Here is a 26,693-nt window from a genome sequence, read left to right on the forward strand (position 1 = left end):
GATCAGCGGTCATCGGGGGCTGCGTTATCTAACTCACAATTACCAACACTAACCCACACCGGCGCCGTTACTCCAGTCATTTTCCCAATTCCGTGCAAGCCGGCCTCAGCCCCGCGGCAGCGCACCTCCCGGGGCCGCATTATTTGCTGCGCCTGCCGCCTGCCGACGGTACTCCCCGTATTGCCGGCGAACCTCCGGGCGGCCGTCCTGCACCGGCTCGCCGGCGAATGCCAGCGGCCACTGCGGCCGCTCCCCCGACAGCAGCCAGGCGGCCTGCGCGGCGGCCCCGCGCGCCACGTACTCGCCGGGCTGCGGCACGGCCACCGGCACGCCGAACACCTGCGCCGCCACCGCCTGGACGGCCGGATTTTGCGCGGCCCCGCCAATCAGCAGCACCCTCTGGGCGGACACCCCGGTGGCGGCAACTGCGTCGAGCCCGTCCGCGAGTCCGCACAGCATGCCCTCGATGGCCGCCCGCGCCAGGTTTTCACGGGTGGTGGAGGCGATGCTCAGTCCGTGCAGGCTGGCTTGTGCGTGCGGCAGGTTGGGCGTCCGTTCCCCCTCAAACCAAGGCACCAGCACGACGCCGGCACTGCCGGGTTGCGCTGCCATCGCCAGCTCCGCGAGCCCGCCGAAATCAACGCCGAGCAGTGCCGCAGTGGTGCTGAGCACGCGTGCGGCGTTGAGGGTGACGGCGATGGGCAGGAACGCGCCGGCCGCGTCGGCAAAACCCGCCACCGTGCCCGAGGGGTCGTTGGGGGGCGTGTCGGAGACGGCGAATACGGTGCCGCTGGTGCCGATCGAGACCACCACGTCTCCCCGGACGGCGCCGAGCCCCAGCGCACCGGCGGCGTTGTCCCCGGCGCCTGCACCGATTTTTACGGCGTTGGCGGGCACCCCGTCCAGCAGCCCGGCCGCCACCGTCCCCACGGTCTCCGACGGGGCGGCGACTCTGGGCAAAATGACAGTTTCCGCTGCCTGGCCGCCCGGTGTTCGGCCGGCTTCCCGCGCCGGGCGGCCCAGCGCTACCTCAAACAGTTCCAGGTCATAGCTGCCGCCGGCGGGCTGCCAGTAGCCGGTGCCGCTGGCGTCTGACCGGTCCGTCGAGAGCTCTTCGAGCTCAGGCCCCAGCGGGCTTTCGCCGGCCGGGCCAAAGCCGCGCAGCCGCCACGTGAGCCAGTCGTGCGGGAGCGCCACGGCGGCCACCCGGGCGGCAATGTCCGGTTCGTTCTCCCGCACCCAGCGCAACTTGGTGATGGTGAAGGAGGCCACCGGCACGGACCCGCAGCGGCGGGCCAGGGCCACCGGCCCCAGTTCGGCCACGAGGGCGCCGGCCGCCTCCGCGGAACGGGTGTCGTTCCACAGCAGGGCGTCCCGCAGCACCCGCCCGCCGGAATCCAGCAGCACCAGGCCGTGCTGTTGGCCGGCAATGGCGACGGCGGCCACATCACCCAGCCCACCGGCGTCGTCAGCTGCCTCAAGAAGCGCGGACCACCAGTGCGACGGGTTTACCTCCGTCCCGTCCGGGTGGGCGGCCTTGCCTGTGCGCACGGTGCGGCCCGTGCCGGCGTCGACAATGGTGACCTTGCAGCTTTGGGTCGAGGAGTCGACGCCGGCAACGAGCACCATGGTTAGCGCGCGCCGAGGAGGTGCTCGATGAACAGCTGCTGGAGCTTGACGAAGCCGAAGCCCTTTCCGCCGAAGTAGGAGTCGGCGTCGAAGTCCTCATAAGCGGACGTGTCGGCACGGAACGCCTCCCAGCCTTCCCCGGCGTTCAGGGTGGGCTGGTTGATTTCCGCAACGCGGGAGGCGGCGAGTGCGGCCTGGACCTCGGGGTCGGCGCGGAACGCCGCGGCGCGCTCCTTGAGCAGCAGGTAGGTGCGCATGTTGGCGGCGGCCGAGTCCCAGACGCCGTTGATGTCCTCGGTGCGGGAGGGCTTGTAGTCGAAGTGGCGGGGACCGGTGTAGGAGGGGCCGCCGTTGGGGCCGCCGAATTCCAGCAGGTCCACCAGGGAGAACGCGTTTTGCAGGTCGCCGTGGCCAAACACCAGGTCCTGGTCAAACTTGATGGAGCGCTGGCCGTTGAGGTCGATGTGGAACAACTTGCCCTGGTAGAGCGCCTGGGCAATTCCGTGGGTGAAGTTCAGCCCCGCCATCTGCTCGTGGCCCGTTTCCGGGTTGATGCCCACCAATTCGGGGCGTTCCAGCGTCTCGATGAAGGCGAGGGCGTGGCCCAGGGTGGGCAGGAGGATGTCGCCGCGGGGTTCGTTCGGCTTGGGCTCGATGGCGAAGCGGATGTTGTAGCCCTTGTCCGTGACGTAGTCGCCCAGCAGGTTCACGGCCTCCCGGTACCGCTCCAGGGCGCCGCGGATGTCCTTGGCGGCGTCGTATTCGCTGCCCTCGCGACCGCCCCACATGACAAATGTTTCGGCGCCCAGCTCTGCGGCGAGGTCCAGGTTTTCGATGACCTTGCGGAGGGCGAAGCGGCGCACTCCCCTGTCGTTGCTGGTGAAGCCGCCATCCTTGAACACGGGGTGGCTGAACAGGTTGGTGGTGATCATGGGGACCACCATGCCGGTGGCGTCGAGGGCGCCCTTGAGCCGGTCAATCTCATGCTGGCGCTCCGCGGCCGTGGCGTCAAAGGGGAACAGGTCGTTGTCGTGGAATGTCAGGCCGTAGGCGCCCAGCTCGCTGAGCTTGTTCACGGCCTCCACGGTGTCCAGCTTGGGGCGGGTGGCCTGGCCGAACTGGTCCTGGGCCTCCCAGCCCACGGTCCAGAGGCCGAAGGAAAATTTGTCGTCGCGGGTGGGCTCAAGGGCCATGGGGATCCTCCAGGGAAGGTGTCGGGCGTCACTGTCAAATAAGTTCTGTGATCAAACATATACGGAATTTCCTTGCTGTCAAGAGTTTTCTTCCCTGCCACGTTTGACCGAAACACTCCGTATCACCCTAGCGGTAGGCCGAATTGCTTGTTATGTTGTTTTGAGCAGCAAATAGCACTTCTCCCTTCCGATCCGTGAAGAAAGCTGGACATGACCGCGCAGCAGAAAACCGCCGAATACAACTGGGCCGGCAATTACCGGTACGGCTCGGACGCCATTGTGTTCCCTGAATCGGAAGCGCAGTTGCAGGCCGTAGCAGCCGGGGCAGATTCCCTGCAGGCGCTGGGCTCCCGGCACTCGTTCAACGCCATTGCCGACACGGACGGCGTGCAGGTTTCGCTGGCCCGCATGCCCCGGAAGGCCGCCATTGACGCTGCCGCCGCCACCGTGACGGTCGACGCCGGGCGCACGTACGGGTCCCTCGCCGTCGAGCTGGCGGCCCAGGGCTGGGCGCTGGCAAACCTGGCCTCCCTGCCGCACATCTCCGTGGCCGGCGCCATTGCCACGGCCACGCACGGCTCCGGGGACGCGAACACGAACCTGGCCGCCGCCGTCCAGGGGCTGCGCCTGGTGGATGCGGCAGGGGATGTCCACCAGCTCAGCCGCGCCGAGACACCGGACTTCGCCGGCCAGGTGGTGGGGCTGGGCGCCCTGGGCATCGCCACGGAAGTCACCCTGGCCATTGAGCCGGCCTTCCAAGTGGCCCAGCATGTTTACCTCGGCATCCCCTGGGACGGGGTCCTGGCCGACTACAGCGCCGTCACGTCCCGGGCCTACTCCGTAAGCCTGTTCACCGACTGGAGCGGGGACGCCGTTGGCCAAGCCTGGTTCAAGCAGCGGCCCGGCGATGGCCGCCCAACGGAATTTCCGGCGTCACACCTGGGCGGGAAGGCAGCACGGGAATCGGTCCACCCCGTGCCCGGCGTACCGGCCGTCAACTGCACCACGCAGCTGGGCGCGGTTGGCCCGTGGGAGGACCGGCTGGCGCACTTCCGGATGGACTTTTTGCCCAGCAGCGGCGCCGAAATCCAGTCTGAATACCTGGTGGCGCGCGAACATGCCGTCCCGGCGATCAACGCCCTGCGCGCCCTGTCCGGCACCATCACGCCTCTGCTGCAGGTCTCGGAAATCCGCTCCGTGGCGGCCGACGACCTCTGGCTGAGCACCGCCTACGGCCGGGACAGCGTGGCCTTCCACTTCACCTGGGTCCGGGACCAGGCGGCGGTGGAGTCCGTGGTCCGCGTCATTGAGGCGGCGCTGGCCCCCTTCGCCGCACGCCCCCACTGGGGCAAGGTGTTCGACGCCGGCGCCTCCTCCCTGGCCCCCCTCTACCCGCGCTTTGCCGACTTCAAGGCGCTGGCGCTGCGCATGGACCCGGCCGGCAAGTTCCGCAATGCCTTCCTGCAGCGCAGCATTTTCGCCGAATGAGGCAAAATAAGGCCATGGCCCCCTCCATCCCGACAAACGCCAAAGCAGCCGGGCCGGACGCTTCGCGGTCCACCAGCGCGTCCCGGCTGCTGACCCTGGTGCACCACAACCGGCAGCTCAGCCGGGCCAGCCTGACCAGGCTGACGGGGCTGAACCGGTCCACCATCAGCGTGCTGATCAGCCACCTCACGGCCCAGCAGCTGGTGGTGGAGTCGGCGCCGGTTGGCGGCAGCCAGGTGGGGCGCCCCAGCCCGCAGGTCAGCCCGCACCCGGGCCTGGTGGCGCTGGCAGTCAACCCCGAGATCGACGCCGTCACGATTGGGCTGGTGGGGCTCGGCGGGCGGGTCATCAAGAAGATCCGCTACAGCACCGGGCGCATCCCGACCGCCGCCGAGGCCGTCAACATTGCCGCTGCCGTCATTGACGGCATGCGCGGCGAACTGGAGGCCAATTACCGCGTGGTTGGGGCGGGCATCGCCGTCCCCGGACTGGTGACGTCTGCGGACGGCACGGTCCGCTACGCCCCGCACCTGGGGTGGGACAGCGAACCGCTGGCGGACATGTTTGCCGGCCTGACGGGCTACCCGGCCTTCGTCGCCAACGATGCTTCCCTGGCAGCGGAGGCGGAAATGGTCTTTGGCGCGGGGACCGGGATCAAAAACTTGGTGTACCTCAACGGCGGGGCCAGCGGAATTGGCGGCGGAATCATCAGCGAGGGCCGCCTGCTGGCCGGGGCGTCGGGCTACGCTGGCGAACTGGGGCACACCTTTGTCCGCAGCGACGGACTGCCCTGCCACTGCGGTTCCCGGGGCTGCCTGGAGACGGAGGTGCGGCAGGCACCGCTGGTGGAGCTGCTCAAGCTGGCCACGGACGATCCTTCCGCCATCGGACCGGCGCTGTGCGCCAGCACCGACCCTGCCGTGGCGGCCGAGGTGGCACGGCAGATCGGCTTCCTGGCCATCGCCCTGCGAAACGTCGTCAACATTTTCAACCCGGGGGCCATTGTGCTGGACGGCTTCCTGGCCGCGCTCCATGCGGCGGCACCGGACGCCTTGGAATCCGCCGTGCGCGCCCAGTCCATGCGGGAGCCGGCATCCCAGGTGCTCATCTCCCCCGCCTCCCTGGGCACGGACCTGATGATGGTGGGCGCAGCCGAGCTCGCCTTTGCCGGTTTTCTGGCCGATCCCGTGGGCTACTTCGGGGAGCAGCCGGCCATCTCCTAGAATCATGGGTAGGCATCCACGCAGCAACCACGGAGAGGGGCGCCCACTTGGTGACGGACCCCGCAGTGCGCCATGACCAATTGGTGCAGAAGGTGGCACACCTGTACTACATGTCAGGCGCCACCCAATTGGAGATCGCCGCCGCCGAGAACCTCTCCCGGGCCACGGTCTCCCGGCTGCTGGCCGAGGCCAAGCGGCGCGGCGTGGTGCAGATCCGCATTGGCCCGCCCGTTGACAGGATGCCGTCCCTCGAGGCCACGGTGCGGAAGGCGTTCGGGCTCGAAAGCGCCGTCATTTCCATGGACCGGCCCCGTTCCCTGTATGAGAAAAACAACCGCCTCGGCTACGTTGCTGCCCGCTACCTGGAAACCCACCTCGAGGGCGTGAGGCAGCTCGGGGTGGCTGCCAGCCGCACCCTGTCCTCCGTGGCCAAGTCCCTGAGCCCCGGCCGCCATGCCGGCCTGACGGTGATCGACCTGCTGGCGTGCCCGTCCCGGCTGGACCGCTCGGGCGACGAGCGCATCCACGTGGGTGAACACATCTGCCAGCAGCTGGGCGGGAACTTCATCCCCGTCCCGGCCAACTTCCTCTACCGAGACCCGGCGGCCCGCCTGAAGGCCCTGGAATCCCCAGAAGTGGCCCATGGACTGGAGCTGGGGCCGCGGAGCGACCTGGCCCTGATCGGGGTGGGGTCCATGCAGCGCTTTGACGGCACCGGCACCTACAGCCCCGTCTCCCCCGGGGCGCTGGCCGAGCTGGAAGCCGCAGGGGCTGCAGCCCACCTGTGCGGCCACTTCTTCGATGCCGAAGGACGCGAGGTGAAGTCCGAGGTGACGGACAGGCTCATTGGCATCACCCTGCCGGACCTGCTGAAAATCCCGCGCCGGCTGATGGTCACGGCCGGCCCGGCCAAGGTGGTCCCGCTGGCGGCGGCCATCCGCGGCGGCTTCGTCAACGAACTGGTCACGGATGAGTCCACGGCCAGGGAGCTGCTGCGTTCCTTCGGCTAGGCCCGCTGGTACGGAGCTACGTTTGCGGCCACTGGCGGAGGCCAGTCAGCGTGCGGGCACTGGCGGAGGCCAGTCAGCGGAACAGTCCGCTGTAGGCGTTCAGGGCGAGCTGTCCGCCGAGGTGCGCGTAAAGCACGTTGCTGGTGGCGGGAATGTCCCGGGAGCGGACCAGGTCAATCAACCCGGCCATGGACTTGCCCTCGTAGACGGGGTCGATGATCATGCCTTCGAGGGAGCCGGTGAGGCGGATGGCGTCGAGTGTGGATTGGACGGGGATGCCGTAGAAGTCGCCGGCCCAGCCCTCCATGACGGTGATTTCATCGTCGCGGAGCTCGCGTCCCAGGCCGATCAGCCCAGCGGTGTGGCGGGCGATCCGGGCAACCTGTGCGCGTGTTTTCTCGATCGTGGCGGAGGCGTCGATGCCGATTACGCGTCGGGGGCGGTCCTGCCCGGCGAAGCCCGCAATCATGCCGGCGTGGGTGGAGCCGGTGACGGTGCAGACCACGATGGTGTCGAAGAAGACGCCCAGCTCCTCCTCCTGCGCCTGGACTTCGTACGCCCAGTTGGCGAAGCCCAGCCCGCCAAGGTGGTGTTCGGAGGCGCCGGCCGGGATCGGGTAGGGCTTGCCGCCGTCGTCCTTGACCTCCTTGATGGCCTGTTCCCAGCTGCTGCGGATGCCGATGTCGAAGCCGGCCTTGTCCAGGCGGACGTCGGCGCCCATGATGCGCGAGAGCTGGATGTTGCCCACGCGGTCGCTGAGCGGGTCCGGCCAGTCGACCCAGTTTTCCTGCACGAGGCGGGCCTTCATGCCGAGCTTCGCGGCGACGGCGGCCACCTGGCGGGTGTGGTTGGACTGGTACCCGCCAATGGAGACGAGCGTGTCGGCGCCCTGGGCGATGGCGTCGGGGACGATGTATTCGAGCTTGCGGGTCTTGTTGCCGCCGAAGGCCAGCCCGCTGTTGCAATCCTCGCGCTTGGCCCAGATTTTGGCGCCGCCCAGGTGTTGGGTCAGGCGGGGGAGGTCGTGGATGGAGCTCGGGCCGAACGTCAGGGGGTAACGCTCAAAGTCGGTGATTGCCATGGTGGCGGTCCTCAATGGTGGGCGGGTGCTGCGGATCACATCGCAGGTCGATATGCAATATATTGCATGCCATAAACGCCACTGTCAACCATTGCGCCACACGGCCCCGCGCCGGGTTACCATAAGTTCCATGCCCACACCAGCCCCCCAAGGCATCCACAAGCGTTCGCTGCTGCGCAACGACGTTTACGAATCCATCCGAGACGCCATCGTTGACGGCACCTTTGCCGCGGGCGAACGCCTGAGGGATCCTGAGCTGGAGGCCTGGCTGGGCGTCAGCCGCACACCCATCCGGGAGGCCCTGCTGCGGCTGGAGCGCGCCGGGCTGGTCATCGCGAAGCCGGGCCGGGCCACCATCGTGGCGCCCCTGGACCCGGCGTCCACCGTGAACGCGCAGCAGGTGGTGGCGTCCATGCATGAGCTGGCCGCCCGCCTGGCGGTTCCACAGCTGGGCGGTCCGCAGCTGGCCGCCATGACCGAGTCCAACGCACGCTTTGAGCACGCCCTGATGCACGACGACGTCGAACTCGCCTTGGCTGCCGACGACGACTTCCACGCAGTCTTCCTCGACGCCTGCGGCAATGGAATGATCCCGGACATCCTGGAGCAGGCGCTGCCCCTGCTGCGCCGGGTGGAGCGGCAGCGTTTCAGCTCCCGCTCAGCCCGGCATTCCGTCACCGCGCATGCCGAGATCATCCGGCTGGCAGGCATGGGCGACGCCGACGCAGCCGCCCTCGCAACCCGGGAGAACTGGCTTTCGCTCGGTGCCGGAGCCGAAGATTGAGCCGACGGGCAACGTGGGTGGGGTGCAACGCGACGCCGCGCTGCACCCCACCCTTCATTCATGCGGCCGCTCTACGCGCGAACGTCCCGCCCGGCACCGGAGAGCGCCGCGAGCGGCGATTCCCACCCGGCAAGCACAGCCAACACGTCCACGTTCTTCTCGACATCCAGTGCCTGCGCATATGCGGCCGTGATGACATCGTCAATGCGCACCCGCTGTCCGGTCCCGGCCGACTGTACGGCCGCCTCCACCATTGCCAGCGAGTGGACGTTGGAGTGGATTTCCCCGTCGGGGACCTCCCCGCTGCGGACCGCAGCCACAAACTCGGCCAGCGATCCGGCAATTTCCTCCGGTCCGCCGTCGGAAGCGGGAACCTCCAGCGCTGCGCCTTCGATCCCCTCCGCAGTTGGTGCGTTGTCTCCGTCCCACAGTGCGGTCCCCCGCGCGCCGTTCACGCGCCAACTGCCGTTCCAGGAGGTTTCCGCACCGTCGGCGCACCATGAGCCTGAGTACACGTAGCGGAGCCCGCCGGCGAACTCAAAGATGGCGGTGGCAGCGGCGTCGGCCTGGAACCAGCTCCAGCTCGGGTTGAATTCTTCGCAGTACACGCTCACGGGATCCTGGCCCGTCAAGTGCCGGACGGCGTCGAACGGGTGGATGGCCATGTCCAGCAGCAGCACGTGGTCCATCTCCTCGCGGAAGCCGCCAAAGTGCGGGGCCTTGAAGAACTCAGTTGTGATGACGCCGATGTCGCCCAACTCCCCCGCTACAGCCTTGAGCTGCGTGAGCGAATTGAAGTAGCGCCGCGACTGGCTGATCATCAGCAGCTGCCCGCTGGCCTCGGCACTAGCAGCGAGCGACAGCGCCTGCGCCACGGTGGGTGCTGCCGGCTTCTCGCAGAGCACCGGAAGACCGGCAAACAAGGCCTCGACGTTGACCGGATGGTGGGCCACGGGGACGGTGACATTGACGACGGCGTGTGCCCCGGTTGCCGCCGCCACCTCACCGACACTCGTGCCGACGACGATGTCCTGCAGGCCGCGGGCTGCGAGTGCGGCATGGGCCGTGTCGGTGTTGAGGTCGACGAGGCCGACCAATTCCACGTCGGGGTTGGCGGTGATGGTGTCGAGCCACGCCTGGCCCATGCCGCCGGCTCCGACCTGGATCAGGCGCAGCGGCCCGACAGCGCTCACTGTGGTGAAAGTGCTCAATTTTCCATGGCTCCCTGGTAGCTGCGGCCGTTGTAGAAGTCTTCGGTTTCGTAGCGGAGCAGCACAGGAACGCTTCGCCCGGGGCGCAACGTCCTGGCCCATTCGACACCGTTGGCGATGATCTTGCGGACTTCCTTCTGGTGATAGACGGGGTAGTCCTGGTCGCCGGGGCTGAAGAAGAAGATCTTGCCTAAGCCGCGCTTGTACGTCATGCCGCTGCGGAACACTTCGCCGCCGGTAAAGGTGGAGAGGAAGATCAGTTCGTCGGGAGCAGGCACGTCGAAAAATTCGCCGTACATCTCCTGGGCCGGAATGATGAAAGGGTGCGGGACACCCTGGGCGATGGGGTGGGTGGGGTCCACTGTCCAGACAATCTCCCGGTCTTCCTCGGAACGCCAGCGCAGGGTGCACGTGGTACCCATGAGCTTGCCGAAAATCTTGGACCAGTGCGCGGAGTGGAGGACCACCAACCCCATGCCTGCCAGCACGTGCTGGTGCACCCTTTCCACCACTTCGTCCGAAACTTCCGCATGGGCGGCGTGGCCCCACCAGACGAGGACATCTGTGGCCGCCAGGACTTCCTCGGTGAGCCCGTGCTCCGGATCATCCAAGGTTACGGTGCTCACTTCGACCCCGGTGCCAAGGTTTTCCTCAATGCCTTCCTTGATGGTGGTGTGCATGCCAGTGGGATAGATGTCGCGCACCTTTTGTTCAACTTGTTCGTGCCGGTTTTCACCCCAGACAACTACTTTGATGGGGGTTGCGGGGCTGGTGGTTCCAGACATGGGGTTCACTTTCTTGTTTCGTTTTGGTTCGACGATTTTGAAGTAGCTTGCGCGTGCGGGCGACGGTCCGGGCTATTTGACGGCACCGCCGGTCGCCCCGGCAGCGATGTACTTTTGGGCAATGACCAGCAGCACAATCGCCGGCAGCGAGGACAGAACCGCGGTGGCCATGACGGCACTCCAGTTGGAGACTTGCGTGCCGAGGTATTGGTAAATGCCCAATGTCACAGGCCTGATTTCATCCGTCGTGGTCAGCGTCAGGGCAAAGAGGAAGTCGCTCCAAGAGAACAAGAAGGCAAAGAGTGCAGCCGTGATGATTGCGTTCTTGGCAATGGGAAGGGCTATGGAAACAAAGGCCCTAACCTGCCCCGCACCGTCAACGCGGGCCGCCTCAATGATCGAGGGCGGGATGCTCATCATGAACGCCCGCATGATCAAGATTGCGAACGGAATGGCGCTGGTTGCGTCGGCAAGGATTAGGCCTGTGTAAGTGTTCAACAGGCCAAGGTCGTTGTAGGCCGCGTAGAGGGCGTTGGCAATGACGACACCCGGAATCATCTGGGCGATCAGGATCGCCAGCAGCGCCCAACTGATCCAGCGGAACTTGAACTGGGCCAGCGCATAGGCGGCCGGTGCCGCAATGGCCAGGGTGACCACCACGGTGCCGAGCGAAATGACAAGGCTAGTGACCAAGTTCTTGCCCTGGTCAGCAATGGCCTTTTCATATCCGGCAAAGCTGGGGTTCAAGGGCAGAAAACTCGCCGACAACGTGTTGCCTGATGGTTGCAGGGAGGCGTTGATCATCCAGTAGATCGGGAAAAGCATGATGATCAGGAAAATGATGCCCAGCACCGTGGAGCTTCTTGTGCGGATGTTCTTCATCCGCTGCGCCGCAGCGTGGTTCACGGGCGCGGTGAGCTGTGTTGTAGCCATGGTGCCCTCCTACTCGTCAACGGCGCGGCGGTTGGCCCGCAGGTAGATGATGGCAAATACAAGGGAAATGAGGATCAGGATATTGGAGAACGCCGCACCCACCCCGAACTGGAAGTTCACAAAGGACTCCTGGTAGGAGCGCACAGCAATTGTCTGGGTGGCGTTGGCCGGCCCTCCGTTGGTCAGGCCCAGGATGATGTCCAGGACCTTGATGGTGTAAACGACCCCAAGCACCAGGACAACGCTGACCACGGGACGCATGTTGGGCCAGGTGATGTGCCAGAAAGATTTCCAGCCGGTGGCGCCGTCAAGTGCCCCGGCCTCGTACAGTTCTGCCGGAATATCCTGCAGGCCGCCGTACAGCAAGGTGACGTTGAAGGGTATGCCGATCCAGATGTTGACAATAATGACGGCAATGAGTGCCACAGACGGGCTGGTCAGCCACGGAACTGCCGGAATGCCAAAAGTTCCAAGGAACTGGTTGAGGATCCCGGAGTCCTGGTCGAGAATGGAGCGCCAGGTGGCGCTGGCAACAATCAGTGGCAGCAGCCAGGGCAGGAGCAGCATGGCACGCAGGAACCCACTCAGCGGGAACTTCTTGTTGAAGAACACCGCCAATGCCATGCCAATGACGAACTGGCCAAGGATCGATCCAATGGTAAACAATGCCGTGTTGAGCATGGCCGGGCCAAACAGGTTTGAGCTGATAACCGTTACATAGTTCTGCACGCCGATCCAGGGGGCCTCACCCGTAAAGAACGTCTTGGTCGTGAAGTCCTGAAAACTCATTGTCAGGTTCTTGACCACCGGGTAGCCGAAATACAGGACCATAAAGAGCCCTGCAGGGACCACAAAGAGGACCTTTGTGGTCGTCTCCCGGTCGAAGCGGACACGCGGCCGGCGCGGTTGACTTTTGGCAGGGCCGGCGAACCGTATCTTGGTTTCTCCCGCTGTTTGCAGGGATTGGGAAGTCATGGTGACCTTTCAGCGGGTTCCGCCGCTGTCGCGACGGAACCCACGGGGATGGTTTGGGCGTTAGCCGTTGGCAGCCTGTTTGAAGGCGTCGCCCACGCTCGCCTTGCCGGTCAGCGCCAGCTGGATGGCCGTGTAGATGGTTGTCGCGGCCTTGGGCCAGCCGTCGCCAAGTTTTCCTGTGCGGGAGCGGGCATTGGCAACTTGCTCGGTGAAGGACTCCATGGTCGGCATCTTCGCAACGAATTCCTTGGCCAGGGCAGGCTTGGTCGGGACCGTGTAGCGGGCCTCGGAAAGGGACAATTGCGTGCTGTCCTTGGTGAAGCAACTAATGAACTCCGCCGCCTTGGCCTGCTTGGCCTTGTTGCCCGTTTGCGGCACCGTCCAGACTTCACCGCCGAGGGGGGCCACGGGCGTCTGCCCGGGCTTGTTGATGGGCACCTGCACCGAGCCCCACTCAAGGGATTTGTCCGCATCGAGCGCCGGGATCTGCCACGGCCCGTTGATCATCATGGCCGTCTTGCCAGCCATGAATTGGTCCTTGACGTCGCCCTGGGACCAGTTGATGACGCCCTTGGACGCGGATCCGCTGTCAACCAGGTCCTTCCACAGCTGCAGGGCCTCCCTGTTTTGCGGTGAGTCGAGATTGGTCTCGTCGCCGCCGTTGGTCCACATGAACGGCAGGAACTGCCACGCCCCTTCATAGGTGGCGATCGCGGAGAATGCCACACCGTATTGGCTACCCTTGGTCAGGGCCTTGGCGGTGGTCTTCAACTCGGCCCACGTGGTGGGTGGCTTCAGCCCTGCTGCGGCCAGCAGCTTCTTGTTGTAAAACAGGCCCAGCGTGTTCGCCGTGGGTGCCAGTCCGTACACCTTGCCCTGGTAGCTGCCGGCCTCGAGCATGCCCTTGGCAAACCCCGAGGTGTCCACGCCAAAATCACTGAGCGGGGCCAGGCCGCCCGTGGCGGCAATCTGCTGCAGGTCCGGGTTGTCCAGCATCAACACATCGGGAAGCGTCTTGGACGACGACTTTTGCAGCACCTTCTGGATAAGGTCCTTGCCTGGCACGGCCTCTCGGCTGATGCTCACGCCGACTTCAGCGGCACACTTGTCAATTGCGCCCTTCATTATGGTGTTGTCCGGTTCGTTGTTGTAGTAGTCGAGGAGCGTCAACTTGCTGGCGTCCCCACCGCTGTTGCTGGCATTCCCGCCACCACAGGCGCTCAGGACGAATGGGGCGACGGCCGCAAGCGCCAAAACTTTGTACATGTGCTTCTTGGTGCGAATATTCATGGGTAGCTCCTTTACTTTGGTTCTGTTGGGGTGTTTGTTCTGGTCTAGAATTCGTAGTTGGTCGCGGTCCAAACGGCATTGGCCTGAGCGCTGGCTTCCACGGCCGCCAGTACCCGCTGGATTGCAAGTCCGTCGCGGAACGAAGGCGACGGCTGGGTCCCTGCCGCTATATTGCGCACAAAATCTGCAATTTCGTGAACAAACGTGTGTTCGTAGCCAAGCCCGTGACCAGCCGGCCACCATGCATCCATATAGGGGTGTTCCGGCTCGGTCACAAGAATGCGCGAGAACCCTGAGGACGCGCGGGAGCCGGTGTTGTCCTGGACCCAAAGTTCGTTCATCGACTCAAAATCGAAGGCAAGGGACCCCCGGGCGCCATTGATCTCGATCCGTAAGGCGTTCTTGCGGCCCGTGGCGAAGCGGGAGGCCTCAAAGGTTGCGAGTGCACCTTTGTCGGTGCGGGCAATGAAAACGGCGGCGTCGTCAACCGTGACGGACCCTCGTTCGTCGCTTGCGGTAGCACTGAGTCCGTCTGACGAGGCCACCAATGGCCGGGTTTTGACAAAGGTTTCAGTTAGGGCCGAGACGCCAGTGATGTGATGCCCTGTCAGGTACTGGGCCAGGTCAACAACATGTGCCCCAATGTCACCAAGGGCTCCTGACCCGGCGTGCTCTCGCTGCAGGCGCCAGACCAGCGGGAATTCTTCGTCAACGATCCAGTCCTGAAGGTAAACCGCCCTGATATGAAATATCCTGCCAATCTTCCCCTCAGACACCAGCTGGCGCGCATGGGCCAGGGCCGGAGTGCGCCGATAGCTGTAGCCAACCATCGACTGGATGCCCCGCTCCTGCGCGGCTTCAGCCGCTGCAGTCATTTCTTCGGCTTCGCCAAGGGAGTTGGACAGTGGCTTTTCACAGAGAACATGTTTGCCCGCGGCGAGGGCAGCCAGCGCGATTGGGCTGTGAAGATGCCCTGGCGTACAAATGTCCACTACGTCGACGGACGGGTCGGCCACGACTTTCCGCCAGTCGTTTTCCACTTGCGGGATGTCGAATTTCGTTGCGAAGACGGATGCGGCGTCGTCATTTCGACCGCAAACCACGGCCACTTCCGGCTTCAACCCCAGCTCAAAGAATCTCGGGGCGCTCTGCCAGGCTTGAGCGTGGATGGTGCCCATGAATGAATGGCCAATCAGTGCCACCCGGAGGCTTGGGGCCTGAGAGTGCATCTGCTTCATTGCTCTGCTCCTGACTTCATTTTGAATGGGACTTGGCCGGTAAAGCGCTTAACTTTTTTGCTAATGCGATCGATCTTGCCGTGACTTGGCGGCCTTGTCAAGACTTTTTTAAAGCGCTTTACTATTCGCCGGCATTGGTCCACAATAATGGGAAGCCGGTGAGGTAACTTTGACCAAGAGCAACTGGGAGGAGTGCCATGGCAACGATGCAGGATGTGGCCAATCTGGCAAACGTGTCACTGGCGACTGTTTCATTCACCATAAATAATTCAAAGCCCGTCTCATCCAAGACGCGCGCCAAGGTCGAGAAGGCCATGAAAGACCTTGGATACCGGCGCAATGCTGTCGGAAGTGCCCTGGCTAGAGGCCGGACCCATGTGCTGGCCTTGCTGTACCCTGCGCTCCAGCATCGCTTTTCTTCTACATCGGTCCGGTTCTTTACCAGCGCCGCCCACCAGGCCAGGCTCCGCGGTTACAACCTGGTCCTGTGGCCGATGAGCAACGAAGCAGAGGCCGTTTCTGAATTGACGGCATCCGGGCTCGTGGACGGCGTCCTACTCATGGAGGTCCAGCTCGACGACCCCCGGGTTGTAGAACTTGCGGGCGGAGCGGTCCCTTTTGCCCTGATTGGGCGTACTCGCGACACCAAGGGAATATCCTTTGTGGACGTAGATTTCGAGACTACGGTGGAGAATGCAATCGACCGGCTTAGCCGGCGTGGGCACACCAATCTTGTCCTCATCGACGGCGGCATAGGTAGCCAGCTACTCGGAGGCTACGGCCCCGTGGCAAGGGCCAGAAATACCTTTGGGGAAGTCACCTTGCAACGCGGGCTGGTCGGCTCGGTCATGAGCGGCTTGGAAACTCCCGCTGGCGGGCGGGCACTTGCAAGGGAATTCGCGGCCGAGCATCCTGACGTTACAGGCGTGCTACTCATGAATGAGCATTCGGCACCGGGATTCGTAGCCGAGTTAAAGACTGTCGGATACGCCATACCACAAGATATATCCATCATCTCAATAGCCTCATCCGTCGATATTGCCAGTATGGCGGACCCCGAGCTTGCAGTATTGATCTCGCCTGCCGACGAGCTGGGCCGTCTCGGTGTCGATGCCCTCATTGAGCGTATTGATGAGAGAGACAAGCCGCTGCCCCAACAACTCGTCCAGTGTTCTTACTCGCCCGGCCACTCGGTTGGTCCCGCGCCAAAAAAGCGAACGCGGTAACCTCAACGCCAGCTTCACCAGCCGAAAGTTACGCCCCGCCGCCAAGCATCTGCTCCACGGCCTCGCAGGCTCCGAGCTCGGAGCCGGCCGCCTCCGGGGACCCACAGGCCACGCGGCTCAGCAAGGCACGGAATACCTTGCGTTCGTCCGGTTCCAGGGCGGCCAGGACCACGTCCTCAACCTGGGCCATGCTGCGCTGCAGTTCGGCCAGCATTTCCCCGCCGCGGGCCGTGGCCACAATGATCCGGGCCCGGCGGTCGGCGGGATTGAGCTGGCGCTCCACCAGGCCGGCCTTCACAAAGTCGTCAATCAAGTACGTCATGACAGTGCGGTCGATCCCGAGGTGCTGCGCCAGTGCCAACTGGTTGGGCAGCTCGCCACCGGCCACCGCGACCAGCACCTGGTAGCCGCGGGCGCCGTGCGGGAACCCGCCCATGACGGCGCCGGAGGAATTTTGGTAGTTGCGCACCAGCACGCCCAGCGTCCAGCCAAAGTCCTCCTGCGGGCCGGCGGGCAGGATGTGAAGGGCGGAACCGTTGCTCATGACATCCATCATAAAGCATCACTCCGCTCTACAACAGATCATATTTGAGTAAGATCGTCTGTATGACAACGTATGCGGGAAGCCAGCCACAGACCATCGGCATCCTCGGCGCCGGGAAGGTGGGGACCGGCGTCGCGCGCCAGGCCCTCCTGGCAGGCTACAGGGTGCTGATTGCCGCCTCCGGGGACCCGAAGGACATCGCGCTGATTGTGCAGATCATGGCCCCGGGGGCCGTCGCCGTGTCCGCCGCGCAACTCATGGAGGAGGCGGAGCTGGTGGTGCTGTCCGTGCCGCTGCACAAGTTCCGCACGCTGGATCCGGCGGGCCTGGACGGCAAGCATGTCATCGACACCATGAATTACTGGCGCGACACCAACGGCGACATGCCCGAGCTGGAGGATGCGCCGTCGAGCTCGGAAATGGTCCAGTCGCACCTCCCCGGGGCTCGCCTTGCCAAGGCCCTCAACCACATCGGCTACCACGAGCTGGAGCTCGACGCCAGGCTCGCGGGCGCCCCGGACCGCCGCGCGCTGGCCGTTGCCACGGACGACGACGGCACACGTGCCCTGGTGCTCGAATTCATCGAGCGGCTGGGCTTCGACGCCGTGGACGCCGGCCCGCTGGCCAACGGCGCAGCATTGGAAACCGACACGCCTGTCTTCACAGGCTCGTATAATCGCGCGGGCCTGGAGGCCCAGCTTGCCGCCCGCCGCGCCGCCGTCGAGCAGTTGGAGTTCGCCGAGGCGGGCTAAACCCGGTCGCGGCCCACCAAAGCCCAAAAGTGGCGGCCTTCTTACCTTGAAGGCCGCCACTTCTGCGCTCTCGATGACTCGGGAGGACAGTCGCCAAACTTGTATCGAATATTACAAATTCTAAATCTATTTGCATTTTGTACTTTTTAATATATCTTGTAGTCAGACGTTCGAAGCGTGACACAGCTCACGAACCGTACTTTTCGACAAAGGACTACAGATGCGCTTGATAGACATCCCCACAAGCGGCAAGGACTACACCTTGGTGCTGCACGGCGGGGCAGGTGGACGCCTGAAAGAATTTTCGGCCCAGGAACAGGCCGCATACTCAGACGGCCTAACCGAGGCCTACGAAGCCGGTGCGGCCGTCCTGAAAACCGGGGGAACCGCCCTGGACGCTGTTTGCGCAACGGTAGAGCAACTTGAAAACAACCCGCTCTTCAACGCCGGGCGCGGTGCCGCCCTGACGGCGCAAGGCACCGCTGAACTTGACGCCGCCGTGATGACCGGAAACGGCCATGCCGGAGCGGTGGCAGTTTCACGCCATGCACGCAATCCGATCCAGTTGGCCCGCAAGGTCTTGGAGGAAAGCGAGCACGTCCTTCTCGTGTCGCCAAGCGAGGAGCTGCTTGCCGGTTGGGGGCTCGAAGCTGTCGAACCCGACTACTTTGTAACCCCAGCCCGGTTGCAGCAGCTTGCCGCAGTGCAATCAAAGGAACTGACGGGCTCGCGCCACGGCACCGTCGGTGCCGTCGCAGTCGACCACCTCGGCAACCTCGCTGCGGCAACATCAACGGGTGGAATGGTCAACCAGCATGAGGGCCGGGTGGGAGACACCCCCATCATTGGCGCCGGCACGTTTGCCAGCGGCGGCGTTGTGGCAGTCTCTTGCACGGGGACCGGGGAAGCATTCATCGAAGGCGCCGTTGCCCACGAAATCCATGCCAGGATGCGCTATGCCGGCACGAACCTGCCGGACGCGGTTCAGGCCACCATGATCGCGGAACTTGATAGCCGCGGTGCCGACGGCGGCATCATTGCCGTCGGCGCCGACGGCCGGGTTTGCGTGGCCCACAACTCCCCCGACATGTTTGCCGCGTTTGAGGACGCCGGCAAACTCACCACCTGGGTGTAGGGGAACGAAGATGACACCCATCAAAGCGGAAATCCACAGCCGCATGGACGGCATGACGCCGGCAGAGCGCAAGGTTGCCCGCGCCTTGCTTGCAAACTATCCCAGCGCAGGGCTCGCCAGTGCGGCCAGCCTGGCCAAGACCGCCGGAACAAGCTCCCCCACGGTCCTGCGCCTCGTGACCAGGCTGGGATTGGCCGGGTATCCCGAGTTCCAGGCGCGCCTGAGAGAGGAAATCACTCTCGAGAGCAGGTCCCCCGTTCACCGTGCAGAGCACGGAGAACCAGATCCGGCCATCAACGCGGAGCTGAACGCCTTCGTCCTGCCGCGACGGGAGCTACTCGAACGAATGGTCTCCATGGTCCCGGCTTCCGAATTCGACCGCTTGGTCAAGTTGCTGGCTGCCCAGCCCAGGGCCGTGTTGATCTCCGGCGGCTACTATTCCGTCAATCTGGCGGAGTTGCTGGCCCTCCAACTGGACCAGATCATCCCCAATGTCAGCCTGGCCCGGGAGCCGTTTGGCCGTGACAGCGGGAAGTACCTGGACTTGAAGAAGAATGCGGTCGTCATTATTTTTGACTTCCGCCGCCATGAAATGGCCAGCACAAAGGTGGCCCAACAGGCCAAGCAAAGCGGGGCAACCGTCGTTGTGATCACCGACCAGGAACTCTCACCCAGCGCGGCGGACGCAGACATCGTCCTTCCGGTGCCAGTCGACGGCATTCCCTTTGACTCATTTATCGGCCTGATGGTGCTTGTCGAAGCCATCGTCGAGGCAACGTTCCGGCAAACCCGGGACTCCGGCCTGAAACGGATGAAGAACTGGGAAGAAAACATCCACGCCTACCGCGCATTCGCAGCCACCCCACACCCTGAAGAGGAATCATGAGTCCGCTGAATACCCGGGACGAGGCCGCCACCACCACAGGAATGGCGCCCGAGCAAGGGCACGCTGCTGTGCCCATGGTCAGCCTGGCCGGCGTCGAGAAACATTTTGGCGCCCTCCATGTGCTGCAGAACATTAATCTGAAGGTCATGCCCCGAGAGGTGGTGGTGGTTATCGGCCCCTCGGGATCCGGCAAGTCGACACTTTGCCGAACCATCAACCGCCTGGAAACGATCGATTCGGGAGAGATCAAGGTCGACGGGAACAGGCTTCCCGTCGAAGGATCACACCTGGCCAGACTGCGCGCCGATGTAGGCATGGTGTTCCAGTCCTTCAACCTGTTTGACCACAAGACCATCCTGGAAAACATCATGCTGGCGCCCACCAAGGTTCGCCGGACCCTGCGCAAGCAGGCCGAAGTTGAAGCCATGGAACTACTGGACCGGGTTGGCATCGCCGCCCAGGCACACAAGTTCCCGGCGGAACTTTCCGGCGGACAGCAACAGCGTGCCGCGATCGCCCGGGCTCTGGCCATGCGACCAAAAGTCATGCTGTTCGATGAGCCGACGTCGGCCCTGGACCCTGAAATGGTCAATGAAGTCCTCAACGTCATGACCGACTTGGCGGCCGAAGGCATGACCATGCTGGTGGTCACCCACGAAATGGGGTTTGCCCGCCGGGCCGCCGACCGCGTGGTCTTCATGGACCGGGGCCAAATCGTCGAGGAAAACACACCGGCAGCGTTCTTCGATTCTCCCCAAACGGACCGTGCGCAAGCCTTTCTTGCCTCCGTTCTCACGCACTGACCCACGATTCACCTACTTACATTTTTGCCTGCCCCCACACGTTGCACACCTTTGAAAGGCACCACCATGTTCAAGGAATCACTTGGCCGCCGCCCATTTCTCAGTGCCGTCCTGGCCTCCACAGCATTTGCACTGGCCGGATGTTCTGGCGGTGCAGGCCTGCCGGCGGAACTCTCGGGGGCAGGATCCAAGGGCTTATCGGACACGTTCTTGAAGAACGCGCCGGTCGCCGCAGCGGGATTGATCCTGCCCGGGTCCACCATGGAAGCCATCAAAAAGCGCGGCAAGCTCATTGTCGCCACGGCGCTGGATGCCCCCTTGGTCTCACAGCAGGATCCGCTCAACCCGGACAATGTGACAGGCCTGGACGCCGACATGGCGAAACTGCTGGCGACCTATATTTTCGGCAAACCAAACGTCCAGTGGGTGCCCTCCGCGGCTGAAACCCGGGAAGCGATGCTCGCCAACGGAACGGTCGACGTGGTCCTCTCCACCTACACGATTACAACCAAACGGGCCCTGCAGATTTCCTTCGCCGGCCCCTACTTCATGTCCGGCCTGGCCGTTGCCGTCAAGAGCGACAACACCTCCATCAAGGGCGTTGAGGACCTGGCAGGAAAGAACGTCATCGTCCAGACCGGCTCGCCCGGGGTGACCCAGATGCCGGAGAAGCAGCCGACGGCGAATCTCATGCCGTTTGCCACCACTCCCCAAGGTGTACAGGCCCTCGTCCAGGGCCGGGGAGACGCCTATGTCCAGGACTACGTTCTCCTGGCCAGCCAGGCATCCTCGAACAAGGACATCAAGATCGTCGGCCAGCCGTTCACCCACGAACCCTACGGAATCGGGCTCAAGCGCGACGACAAGCAATTCAAGGACTTCATCAACACTTGGTTGAAGGCCATTGAGGACGGCGGCCAGTGGGCAGAATCATGGAAGACAACGCTTGGCTCCGTCAGCGATTCGTCCGCACCCACGCCGCCAGCCATCGGCTCCGTGCCGGGCTCCTGATCGACCCTCACAGCGAAAGCCAGGATCACAAAAGTGAGTGAACAACGATGATCATTTCTCCGGAGAATTTCCAGCTGTTGCTTCAGGGGCTCGGCACCACAATCATGATTGCTGTCATCGCCGGGATTGGTTCAATCCTGGTGGGCGTATTCGTCACGACCGCACGGGTGGGCCCCATTCCAGTGCTCCGCGGCGCAGCCTTTGCCTACGTGCAGTTCTTCATCAACGTCCCCCTCCTGGCATTGCTGATCCTTGCGGTCTTCGCCCTGCCGGCGGCCGGATTTATCCTGCCACTGGTCCCCACGGTGACAATCGTCCTCATCGTCTACGAGGCCGCCTACGTGGCAGAGGCACTGCGAAGCGGAGTAAACACAGTTGCCAAGGGTGAAATTGAGGCAGCCCGGGCCCTGGGACTGACCTTGGTGCAATCACTGCGCCACGTCATTGTGCCGCAGTCCTTCCGCGCGGTCGTCCAGCCAATCGGGAACGTGATGATTGCCCTGGCCATGAACACGGCGCTGGCCGCCGTCGTCGGAGTCCTTGAGCTGACGTCGCGCGTCAACAGCGTAAATCTGGTCTATGCACAGCCCATTCTCTTTTACACGAGTGCGGGACTGGTTTACATGGCCATCGCCCTGGTTATTGGGGTTTCCACAGGTTGGGTCGAACGCAAGGTGGCTATAGTCCGATGAGTTTCATTTATGACCAGCCCGGACCACGCGGCCGGCGAAACATTTTGATCGGGTCCGTTCTCAGCGTCATGGCCATTGCTGGCGTTGTCGCCTTGGCCCTGTGGCAGTTCGGCTCCCACGGCCAGCTCGCCCCCGAAGTATGGGCGCCGTTTACACAATGGGCCATCTGGAAGTACCTGCTCACCGGGTTGGTGGGCACCCTGGAAGTTGCAGGAATTGTGGCCGTCCTCGGTTCGGTCATCGGCGTCTTTTTAGCCCTTGGCAGGCTCAGCCACTTCCGGCCCACCCGGTGGTTCTGCACGGCGTACATTGAGGTGGCCAGGACGGTCCCGGTCCTGTTGCTGATCTACCTGATGTTGTTCGGACTTCCCCAGCTGGGCATCAACGTGCCGGTGTTGTGGAAGCTGGCAATTCCGCTCGTGTTCTCCAATTCCGCTGTATTCGCAGAAATCGTCCGGGCCGGCATCAAGAGTTTGCCCAAAGGTCAATCGGAAGCGGCGCTCAGCTTGGGCATGAGCTCCTGGCAAACCATGTTCCACGTGGTGCTACCGCAGGCCCTGCGCAACATTGCCCCATCTCTGCTGAGCCAGTTTGTCAGCCTCCTCAAGGACACAACCCTGGGATACATCGTTGCGTTTACGGAATTGCTCTACAGGGGACAACTGCTCACTTCGTACCTCCATCAGCTCATTCCCACCTACATCGTCATCACGTTGATTTACTTGGTGGTCAGTGGGAGCTTGACAGCTATCGCGTCTCGACTGCAAAGGCGTCCGCGGCGCAAGGCTGCGCCCCCGACGGACCCATTGAAGGCTCCGACCATGGGGCATTCCGCGGCCGCGATCCACTAGATTTGGCGGCCAAGTCTCCAGCGCAGCCATTGAGTGCGCAGCAATGGCGGCTTCCACGCACGGGAAGCCGCCATTGCTGCGCACTCGGCGCCTGAGGCGGGCTAAACCTTCGCCACCACGGCGCTGACGGGCGTCAGGTTCGCGAACAGGTCCTGAACGGGGCAGCGGGTCTCCACCAGCCGGCCCAGCTCCTCATACTCTTCCTGCGTTCCCGGGCCCGCAATGTTCACCGTGAGCCGCACGTCAGTGAATCCCGGCCGCACGGACTCGTCAATGCCGAACAGGCCGCGGACGTCCAGGTCGCCTTCGGCCTCGATCGTGAGTTCGTCGATGACCAGGCCCAGCTGCTGGGCGTACAGGCGGTACACCACCACCTGGCAGGAAATGATCGCCCCGAGCGCGTACTCCACGGGGCTTGCGGCCGCGTCATCTCCGGCCAATCCTGCGGGCTCGTCCACCAGGAACTGGTGCTTGCCCGCGCTGATCCGGGACGCCACCGAACCCACCGCCACCCCGGCCGCCTTGTACGTCAGCCTGGCGTTGTCGGCGCTCTTGGCGATCTTGGCGGCCCAGAACTCCCCTGCGCCGGTCAGCCTGTCCGCGCGGATGGAGGCCAGGTCGGTGGCCGTCGTCGTTTCAGTCATGATGCTCCTTGTCGCATGCCGGAGCCGATTGCCCCGCCGTCTTCCGTGGACACAAGCTTCCCCGCAGCATCACCCCGGCCCCAAGGATTTTGTCACCTGCCGCAACAATCCCCTGAAGGCACGACGGCGGCACCTTGGCGGCGTCCTGCCCGTCCCCGGAATCAAAATAAGATGGACCCATGACCGCAACACTCGTGGCCAAGGACCTTTCCGGAGGCCACGCCCACCGCACCCTGTTCAGCAACCTCTCCTTCACCGTGGCACCCGGCGACGTGGTCGGCGTCGTCGGAGCCAACGGGGCCGGCAAGTCAACGCTCCTCAGCCTGCTGGCCGGGGCCGATACACCGCAGGGCGGCACAGTCAGCACCGCACCCCAGGACGCGTTCGTCGGCTGGCTGCCGCAGGAACACGAGCGGGTGGACGGCGAAACGGTGGCCGGCTACCTTGGCCGCCGCACGGGCTGCACGCAGGCCACCCAGGAGATGGAATCCTCCGCCGGGGAACTGGGCACGGACAGCGCCGCCGACGACCGCTACGCCTCAGCCCTGGACCATTGGCTGGCCTGCGGCGCTGCGGACCTCGACGAGCGCATCCCCGCAACCCTCGCCGAGCTGGGCCTGGACGTGGGCCCGGACGCGCTCATGACCGGGCTCTCGGGCGGGCAGGCCGCACGGGTGGCCCTGGCCGCGCTCCTGCTGAGCCGGTTCGACGTCGTGCTCCTGGACGAGCCCACCAACGACCTTGACCTGGCCGGGCTGGCGCGCCTGGAGGAGTTCGTCAAGGGCCTGCGCGGCGGCGTGGTGCTGGTGTCCCACGACCGCGAGTTCCTGTCGCGCTGCGTGACCACCGTGGTGGAGCTGGACCTGGCGCAGAACAAGGTGGCCGTGTACGACGGCGGCTACGACGCGTTCCTGGAGGAGCGCGCCATCGCCAAGCGGCATGCCCGCGAGGCCTATGACGAGTTTGCCGAGAAGAAGGCGGACCTCGTTGGACGGGCCCGCGTCCAGCGCGAATGGAGCTCGCAGGGCGTGCGCAACGCCATGAAAAAGAGCCCCGACAACGACAAGATCCGCCGTCGAGCCGCCTCGGAATCTTCGGAGAAGCAGGCGCAAAAGGTGCGGCAGATGGAGTCGCGCATTGCCCGCCTCGACGAGGTGGAGGAGCCGCGGAAGGAGTGGGCGCTGCAGTTCAGCATCGGTGCGGCGCCGCGTTCCAGCACCGTGGTTGCCACCCTCAATGCCGCCGTCGTCCGGCAGGGCTCCTTCACCCTGGGCCCGGTCTCGCTTCAGGTCAATGCCGGCGAACGGATAGGCATCACCGGACCCAACGGCGCGGGCAAGTCCACGCTGCTCGGGCTGCTGTTGGGCCGCACTGCCCAAGACAGCGGCGTGGCCTCCCTGGGCGCCAACGTCGCCATCGGTGAGATCGACCAGGCGCGCGGCCAGTTCCCGGAGGGCGTACCGCTGGGGTCGGCGTTTGAGGCCCTGGTGCCGGAAATGAACCAGGGCGAGGTGCGCACGCTGCTGGCGAAATTCGGCCTGAAGGCGGACCAGGTGACCAGCCCGGTCGGCGCGCTCTCGCCCGGTGAGCGGACGCGCGCCTCGCTGGCGCTGCTGCAGGCGCGCGGTGTGAACGTGCTGGTGCTCGATGAGCCCACCAACCACCTGGACCTGCCCGCCATCGAACAGCTGGAGGAGGCGCTGGACAGATACGAGGGAACGCTCCTGCTGGTATCACACGACCGCCGGCTCCTGGAAAACGTCCGCCTCGACATCCGCTGGGACGTCAGCAACGGGCGCGTCACGGAGCTCTAACGGTTACCCGGCCGGCCCCGCGCGACCCCTCGAACCCCCTTAAAACCTCGCGCGAATGGGCATTTGACGTGGATGTTGCGGCGAAACATCCACGTTAAATGCCGGTTCGCGCGGAGTGAGAGGGGGCTGAGAGGAGAGGTAAGGGCGAGGCGGGCGGCATGGGATGGGGCTTGGGGATTGACAACCGGGCGGTCGAGGAGCATTCTAAAAACATAAGTATTGTTTTTAGATGGAGGAGCCATGGCTGCCAGTTCAATTCACGCCTCGTCGACCGGATGGACCTCGCACGCCCTGCAGCGCGCCAAGGCCGAACCCGCTTACGGAGCCTTCCTGATGTTGTGGATCGGCTTCATCGCGATCCCGTTGATCATGGGCCTGGACAAGTTCAGCAACGTCCTGACCAATTGGGTGGACTACCTTGCCCCGTGGATCGCAAACATTTCCCCGTTCAGCCCCCACGGGACCATGATGGTCATTGGCGTCATCGAGATCATCGCGGCCATCGCCATGATCCTTCGCCCGCGCTATGCAGCCTTTGTGGTGGCGATTTGGCTGGCGGGCATCATCATCAACCTGGTCACCTACTCCGGCTTCTACGACGTGGCCCTGCGTGACTTTGGCCTGCTGGTTGCGGCCCTGGCCCTGGCCGTCCTGGCCCGGAGCTACACGAAGCCGGGGATCCTCCATGGCGGCATGAAGTAGGCCGGCCCACCCTAAAGGACCGGATGCGGCCAAACCACCGGCCGCTGCGCCTGCCGAACGGACACTTAACGTGGATGTTTTCGAAAAACATCCACGTTAAGTGTCCGTTCGCGCGAGGAGGGGTGGGACGGCGCGCGAGGTGGGGTGAGGGCGGCACGCGGGGTGGGGTAAGGGCGGCGCGCGAGTCGGGGTGGCCCAACGCATCCTTGCCTGAGATGGCGCGGCGCGCAAAGATGGGAAGTGGACAGCAGGTGCCTGCCCGATGTTTTAGCTGGAGGCGTTCCCATGCTCCCCTTGAATGTCATTGACCTTGACACCCTTGTGATGGCCCTCGAGAACCACTACATGGACCAGGACACGTTCTTTTGGCTGGACCCGGGGACGGGGCGGATTGAACTGTGGGGCGAGGAGGCCGCCGATGAGGCCGACACGGAAGGCTGGGACGTTGACGGGCGCGGCGGCCTGCGCATAGAGCCGGTCGATCCCTCGGAGGGATTCCGCGACATGGAGGACTTCATCGCCGGGGTCCAGGATGCCAAGTGCCGGGCCCGGCTTCAGCGCTCGATCGACCGCAGCAGCCCGTTCCGGCACTTCAAGGACGCCCTCTACGAATTCCCGCAGCAGCAAACGCAATGGTACGAATTCCACGACAATGTCATGAAGCAGCGGGCCATCCACTGGCTGGCCGACTGGGACGTGGTGGAACGCACAGAAGCTGAGGCCGCCGTCCTGAAGCTGCGCCGGAGCGCATGAACGGCGCCGGACCCGGCAGGAGCGGGGCCGGCGCCGTTCA

26 protein-coding genes are annotated in these 26,693 nt (G+C 64.3%); 15 read left to right on the plus strand and 11 right to left on the minus strand.

What is annotated here, in order from left to right; all coding sequences use genetic code 11:
• Positions 1-105 precede the first annotated feature (105 nt).
• Positions 106-1,629, minus strand: coding sequence for a xylulokinase (xylB, locus tag G6N77_RS01650; RefSeq protein ID WP_165180272.1), 1,524 nt, complete (start codon positions 1,627-1,629; stop codon positions 106-108).
• Positions 1,630-1,631: 2 nt separating this feature from the next.
• Positions 1,632-2,822, minus strand: a complete 1,191-nt coding sequence (gene xylA / locus G6N77_RS01655; protein ID WP_165180273.1) for a xylose isomerase — start codon at positions 2,820-2,822, stop codon at positions 1,632-1,634.
• Positions 2,823-3,032: 210 nt separating this feature from the next.
• On the opposite strand from xylA, the gene G6N77_RS01660 reads away from it, so the two are divergent.
• The 3 genes from G6N77_RS01660 to G6N77_RS01670 are packed head-to-tail and all read left to right on the plus strand — an operon-like array spanning position 3,033 to position 6,543.
• Positions 3,033-4,310 (plus strand): FAD-binding protein, encoded by a 1,278-nt coding sequence (locus G6N77_RS01660; protein ID WP_165180274.1) that lies wholly within the window; start codon positions 3,033-3,035, stop codon positions 4,308-4,310.
• A 14-nt stretch (positions 4,311-4,324) separates the two neighbouring features.
• Positions 4,325-5,533, plus strand: a complete 1,209-nt coding sequence (locus G6N77_RS01665) for an ROK family protein (protein ID WP_205677899.1) — start codon at positions 4,325-4,327, stop codon at positions 5,531-5,533.
• A gap of 50 nt (positions 5,534-5,583) precedes the next feature.
• Positions 5,584-6,543: a sugar-binding transcriptional regulator gene (locus tag G6N77_RS01670; protein WP_165180276.1), complete on the plus strand. Its 960-nt coding sequence runs from the start codon at positions 5,584-5,586 to the stop codon at positions 6,541-6,543.
• A 73-nt stretch (positions 6,544-6,616) separates the two neighbouring features.
• Here the strand turns inward: G6N77_RS01670 and G6N77_RS01675 are convergent, their stop codons facing one another.
• Positions 6,617-7,624 carry a 1-aminocyclopropane-1-carboxylate deaminase gene (locus G6N77_RS01675; RefSeq protein WP_165180277.1) on the minus strand — a complete coding sequence of 336 codons (1,008 nt, stop codon included), beginning with the start codon at positions 7,622-7,624 and terminating at the stop codon, positions 6,617-6,619.
• A 130-nt stretch (positions 7,625-7,754) separates the two neighbouring features.
• On the opposite strand from G6N77_RS01675, the gene G6N77_RS01680 reads away from it, so the two are divergent.
• Positions 7,755-8,408, plus strand: a complete 654-nt coding sequence (locus tag G6N77_RS01680) for a GntR family transcriptional regulator (RefSeq protein WP_165180278.1) — start codon at positions 7,755-7,757, stop codon at positions 8,406-8,408.
• 71 nt (positions 8,409-8,479) lie between these two features.
• On the opposite strand, the gene G6N77_RS01685 is transcribed toward G6N77_RS01680, so the two are convergent.
• The 6 genes from G6N77_RS01685 to G6N77_RS01710 all read right to left on the minus strand — a co-directional run bounded on the left by G6N77_RS01685 (position 8,480) and on the right by G6N77_RS01710 (position 14,831).
• On the minus strand, positions 8,480-9,619 hold the full coding sequence (locus G6N77_RS01685; RefSeq protein WP_240901595.1) for a Gfo/Idh/MocA family protein: 1,140 nt from the start codon (positions 9,617-9,619) through the stop codon (positions 8,480-8,482).
• A complete protein-coding gene (locus tag G6N77_RS01690) occupies positions 9,616-10,404 on the minus strand; it encodes a ThuA domain-containing protein (RefSeq protein WP_165180280.1) in 789 nt (262 codons plus the stop codon). The genes G6N77_RS01685 and G6N77_RS01690 overlap by 4 nt, the downstream gene beginning before the upstream one ends.
• Before the next feature lie 72 nt (positions 10,405-10,476).
• Positions 10,477-11,286: a carbohydrate ABC transporter permease gene (locus tag G6N77_RS01695; RefSeq protein ID WP_240901616.1), complete on the minus strand. Its 810-nt coding sequence runs from the start codon at positions 11,284-11,286 to the stop codon at positions 10,477-10,479.
• Positions 11,287-11,346: 60 nt separating this feature from the next.
• Positions 11,347-12,312 (minus strand): carbohydrate ABC transporter permease, encoded by a 966-nt coding sequence (locus tag G6N77_RS01700; RefSeq protein WP_165180282.1) that lies wholly within the window; start codon positions 12,310-12,312, stop codon positions 11,347-11,349.
• A 60-nt stretch (positions 12,313-12,372) separates the two neighbouring features.
• Positions 12,373-13,602 carry a sugar ABC transporter substrate-binding protein gene (locus tag G6N77_RS01705; RefSeq protein ID WP_165180283.1) on the minus strand — a complete coding sequence of 410 codons (1,230 nt, stop codon included), beginning with the start codon at positions 13,600-13,602 and terminating at the stop codon, positions 12,373-12,375.
• Positions 13,603-13,646: 44 nt separating this feature from the next.
• Complete coding sequence (locus G6N77_RS01710) at positions 13,647-14,831, minus strand: Gfo/Idh/MocA family protein (protein ID WP_205677916.1); 1,185 nt, start codon at positions 14,829-14,831, stop codon at positions 13,647-13,649.
• 206 nt (positions 14,832-15,037) lie between these two features.
• Here G6N77_RS01710 and G6N77_RS01715 point away from each other — a divergent pair, with 206 nt between their 5' ends.
• Positions 15,038-16,066: a LacI family DNA-binding transcriptional regulator gene (locus tag G6N77_RS01715; RefSeq protein WP_165180285.1), complete on the plus strand. Its 1,029-nt coding sequence runs from the start codon at positions 15,038-15,040 to the stop codon at positions 16,064-16,066.
• Positions 16,067-16,094: 28 nt separating this feature from the next.
• Here G6N77_RS01715 and G6N77_RS01720 read toward each other — a convergent pair whose 3' ends face one another.
• Positions 16,095-16,610 (minus strand): MarR family winged helix-turn-helix transcriptional regulator, encoded by a 516-nt coding sequence (locus G6N77_RS01720; RefSeq protein WP_165180286.1) that lies wholly within the window; start codon positions 16,608-16,610, stop codon positions 16,095-16,097.
• A gap of 62 nt (positions 16,611-16,672) precedes the next feature.
• Here G6N77_RS01720 and G6N77_RS01725 point away from each other — a divergent pair, with 62 nt between their 5' ends.
• From G6N77_RS01725 to G6N77_RS01755, 7 genes are all read left to right on the plus strand, one after another.
• Positions 16,673-17,362: an NADPH-dependent F420 reductase gene (locus tag G6N77_RS01725; protein WP_165180287.1), complete on the plus strand. Its 690-nt coding sequence runs from the start codon at positions 16,673-16,675 to the stop codon at positions 17,360-17,362.
• Between the two features lie 220 nt (positions 17,363-17,582).
• Positions 17,583-18,497 (plus strand): isoaspartyl peptidase/L-asparaginase family protein, encoded by a 915-nt coding sequence (locus G6N77_RS01730; protein ID WP_165180288.1) that lies wholly within the window; start codon positions 17,583-17,585, stop codon positions 18,495-18,497.
• Positions 18,498-18,507: 10 nt separating this feature from the next.
• Positions 18,508-19,383, plus strand: coding sequence for a MurR/RpiR family transcriptional regulator (locus G6N77_RS01735; RefSeq protein ID WP_165180289.1), 876 nt, complete (start codon positions 18,508-18,510; stop codon positions 19,381-19,383).
• Between the two features lie 41 nt (positions 19,384-19,424).
• Positions 19,425-20,186, plus strand: coding sequence for an amino acid ABC transporter ATP-binding protein (locus G6N77_RS01740; protein ID WP_276609754.1), 762 nt, complete (start codon positions 19,425-19,427; stop codon positions 20,184-20,186).
• A 66-nt stretch (positions 20,187-20,252) separates the two neighbouring features.
• A complete protein-coding gene (locus G6N77_RS01745; protein ID WP_165180290.1) occupies positions 20,253-21,197 on the plus strand; it encodes a glutamate ABC transporter substrate-binding protein in 945 nt (314 codons plus the stop codon).
• Between the two features lie 47 nt (positions 21,198-21,244).
• Positions 21,245-21,889 carry an amino acid ABC transporter permease gene (locus G6N77_RS01750; protein ID WP_205677900.1) on the plus strand — a complete coding sequence of 215 codons (645 nt, stop codon included), beginning with the start codon at positions 21,245-21,247 and terminating at the stop codon, positions 21,887-21,889.
• Positions 21,886-22,740: an amino acid ABC transporter permease gene (locus tag G6N77_RS01755; protein ID WP_165180291.1), complete on the plus strand. Its 855-nt coding sequence runs from the start codon at positions 21,886-21,888 to the stop codon at positions 22,738-22,740. Before G6N77_RS01750 ends, G6N77_RS01755 begins: the two co-directional genes overlap by 4 nt.
• Before the next feature lie 101 nt (positions 22,741-22,841).
• Here the strand turns inward: G6N77_RS01755 and G6N77_RS01760 are convergent, their stop codons facing one another.
• Positions 22,842-23,384, minus strand: coding sequence for an OsmC family protein (locus tag G6N77_RS01760; RefSeq protein ID WP_165180292.1), 543 nt, complete (start codon positions 23,382-23,384; stop codon positions 22,842-22,844).
• Between the two features lie 179 nt (positions 23,385-23,563).
• On the opposite strand from G6N77_RS01760, the gene G6N77_RS01765 reads away from it, so the two are divergent.
• The 3 genes from G6N77_RS01765 (at position 23,564) to G6N77_RS01775 (ending at position 26,653) form a co-directional block, all read left to right on the plus strand.
• A complete protein-coding gene (locus G6N77_RS01765) occupies positions 23,564-25,198 on the plus strand; it encodes an ABC-F family ATP-binding cassette domain-containing protein (RefSeq protein WP_165180293.1) in 1,635 nt (544 codons plus the stop codon).
• 240 nt (positions 25,199-25,438) lie between these two features.
• A complete protein-coding gene (locus tag G6N77_RS01770) occupies positions 25,439-25,900 on the plus strand; it encodes a hypothetical protein (protein WP_165180294.1) in 462 nt (153 codons plus the stop codon).
• 285 nt (positions 25,901-26,185) lie between these two features.
• Entirely contained in the window at positions 26,186-26,653 is a 468-nt protein-coding gene (locus G6N77_RS01775; RefSeq protein WP_165180295.1) for a UPF0158 family protein, read from the plus strand.
• Positions 26,654-26,693 lie beyond the last annotated feature (40 nt).

It is taken from the genome of Arthrobacter silviterrae (assembly GCF_011045165.1).
Taxonomy (GTDB): Bacteria; Actinomycetota; Actinomycetes; order Actinomycetales; family Micrococcaceae; genus Specibacter; species Specibacter silviterrae.